This is a genomic window from Methylobacterium sp. WL103 (genome assembly GCF_008039885.1).
Classification (GTDB): domain Bacteria; phylum Pseudomonadota; class Alphaproteobacteria; order Rhizobiales; family Beijerinckiaceae; genus Methylobacterium; species Methylobacterium cerastii.
On the sequence record NZ_VRUX01000605.1, the window covers coordinates 1 to 2501 of the forward strand.

4 protein-coding genes are annotated in these 2501 nt (G+C 70.8%); all 4 read left to right on the top strand.

All coding sequences use genetic code 11. The features are described from left to right. The coding region (locus tag FV222_RS23045) for an MOFRL family protein (RefSeq protein WP_281406910.1) at positions 1-168 on the top strand (168 nt) is incomplete at its 5' end. 57 nt (positions 169-225) lie between these two features. After that, positions 226-615: a DUF1036 domain-containing protein gene (locus tag FV222_RS23050; RefSeq protein ID WP_147728959.1), complete on the top strand. Its 390-nt coding sequence runs from the start codon at positions 226-228 to the stop codon at positions 613-615. A gap of 137 nt (positions 616-752) precedes the next feature. Further along, a complete protein-coding gene (pyk, locus tag FV222_RS23055; RefSeq protein ID WP_147764211.1) occupies positions 753-2189 on the top strand; it encodes a pyruvate kinase in 1437 nt (478 codons plus the stop codon). 70 nt (positions 2190-2259) lie between these two features. Further along, positions 2260-2451, top strand: coding sequence for a DUF1737 domain-containing protein (locus FV222_RS23060; RefSeq protein WP_147764212.1), 192 nt, complete (start codon positions 2260-2262; stop codon positions 2449-2451). Positions 2452-2501: the final 50 nt, after the last annotated feature.

Genomic DNA, 2501 nt, shown 5'->3' on the forward strand with positions numbered 1-2501 from the left:
CTCGTCGATGCGACGACGCTGGCGCGCGCCCGCGCCGCGGGCCTCGATCCGGCCGCGATGCTGGCCGACAACGATTCGACCCGGTTCTTCGCCGAGATCGGCGACCTGGTTCAGCCCGGTCCGACCAAGACCAACGTCAACGATTGCCGCATCATCCTCGTCGGCTGATCTTTTGGAGGGTTTTCGTTGCGTCTTCTCCTTGCCGGCGCGGTCCTGGGCGTCGCGATGCTCGGTGCCTCGCCGGCCCGCGCGGACCTGCGCCTGTGCAACCTCACCCCGAGCAAGGTCGGCATCGCGCTCGGCTACCGCGACCCGCAGGGCTGGGTCACCGAGGGCTGGTGGGACCTGACGCCGAAGGCGTGCGAGACCCTGCTGAAGGGCGCCCTCGCCGCCCGGTTCTACTACGTCTTCGCCGTCGACTACACGCGCGGCGGCGAGTGGAGCGGGCGCTCGCTGATGTGCACCCGGGACAGCGAGTTCACGATCCGCGGCGTCGAGGATTGCCTCGCCCGCGGCTACGACCGCAACGGCTTCTTCGAGGTCGACACCGGCGAGCAGAAGAGCTGGACGATCCAGCTCTCCGATCCGAACCAGCCGGCCGCGCCGCAGCCGTGAGCCGTCCCTCCCCGCCTTGACGGGGCAGCACGACCGGTGCTTCTGGCCCCATGCCCGTCGTCACGACTTCATGATGCTCCGCCAAGGGGCACGCGCAAGGGGCACGCGACGGCAGCGATGTGCCCCCAGGAGGCCCGATGAAACGCTCACGCCGCACGAAGATCGTCGCCACCCTCGGGCCGGCCTCCGACACCCCGGAGATGATCGCGAAGCTCTTCCGGGCCGGCGTCGACGTGTTCCGCCTGAACATGAGCCACCTGCCGCGTGAGAAGCTGCCCGAGAAGGTCGAGGCGATCCGCGCGGTCGAGCGCGAGTTCAAGCGGCCGATCGGCATCCTCGTCGACCTCCAGGGGCCGAAGCTCCGCCTCGGCGCCTTCGCCGAGGGGTTCGCGATGATCGAGAACGGCGCGAGCTTCGTCCTCGACGGCGACCCGACGCCGGGTGACGTCCACCGCTGCTACCTGCCCCACCCCGAGATCCTGTCCGCCCTGGAGCCGGGCCACTCGGTCATCATCGACGACGGCAAGCTGCGCCTCACCGTCACCGAGGTGAGCGAGGCCCGCGCCGTGACCCGCGTCGAGGTCGGCGGCCGCATCTCGAACCGCAAGGGCGTCTCGCTGCCCCACACCGTCATCCCCCTGCCGGCGATGACCGACAAGGATCGCGGCGATCTCGAGGCCGGCCTCAACGTCGGCGCCGACTGGATCGCGGTGTCCTTCGTGCAGCGGCCCGAGGACGTGGCCGAGGTCAAGAAGGTCTGCGCCGGCCGCGCCCTGGTGATGGCCAAGATCGAGAAGCCGCAGGCGCTGACCCGCCTCGACGAGATCATGGAGATCTCCGACGGCGTGATGGTGGCCCGCGGCGACCTCGGCGTCGAGATGCCGCTTGAGCAGGTGCCCGGCGTGCAGAAGCGCATCACCCGCAGCGCACGGCGGCAGGGCAAGCCCGTGGTCGTCGCCACCCAGATGCTCGAATCGATGATCACGGCCCCCGTGCCCACCCGCGCCGAGGTCTCGGACGTGGCGACCGCGGTCTACGAGGGCGCGGATGCGGTGATGCTCTCGGCCGAGAGCGCGTCCGGCGCGTTCCCGCTCGAAGCCATCGCCATGATGAGCCGCATCGCCGAGGAGGTCGAGCGCGACGCGCTGTACTGGTCGATCATCCGCGCGCAGAACTCGACGCCGGACCACACCGCCGCCGACGCCATCGCGGCCGCCGCACACCAGATGGTGGACGCCCTCGACCTCGAGGCGATCATGGCCTGGACCCATTCGGGCTCGACGGCCCTCCGCCTCTCGCGCGAGCGCCCGAACGCCACGGTGATCGCGCTGACCCCCAAGCGCGAGACCGCGCGCCGCCTGGCGATCGCCTGGGGCACGCACCCGATCGTCACCAACGACGCCAGCGACGTGGACGACATGGCCTTCCGAGCCGCGAAGTTCGCCGTGCGCGAGCGCTTCGCCGAGGTCGGCGACCGCATCATCGTGGTCGCCGGCGTGCCGTTCGGGACGCCGGGCGCGACGAACCTCGTGCGCATCGCCTTCATCACCCGCGAGCACGCCGCGAAGGCATGATCGACCGCTCCGTCCCGTTCTTCGGCGGGACGGAGCCACCGCTCGGGCGGCAATCGTAACGAGGCTTCCGATGACGTCGCAGCCGCCCGACGGCCTCCCGGCCTATCGCCTGCTGACCGACAAGGACGACGCAGCGTTCTGCCGTCGCGTCTCGGACGCCCTCGCCCTCGGCTACGTCCTGTACGGATCGCCGGCGGCGACCTTCAACGGCACCCACGTCGTCGTGGCACAAGCCGTCGTCTGGCCTTCCGCGTCGCGCTGACGGTCGATGCGCCCGCCGGCCGGTCCGCGCGGCGCATCGACCGTCAGCGC

Excerpts from the sequence above, each read along its gene's own strand:
- FV222_RS23050 (WP_147728959.1), top strand. The coding sequence starts at position 226 with ATGCTCGGTGCCTCGCCGGCCCGCGCGGACCTGCGCCTGTGCAACCTC.
- pyk (WP_147764211.1), top strand. The coding sequence starts at position 753 with ATGAAACGCTCACGCCGCACGAAGATCGTCGCCACCCTCGGGCCGGCC.
- FV222_RS23060 (WP_147764212.1), top strand. The coding sequence starts at position 2,260 with ATGACGTCGCAGCCGCCCGACGGCCTCCCGGCCTATCGCCTGCTGACC.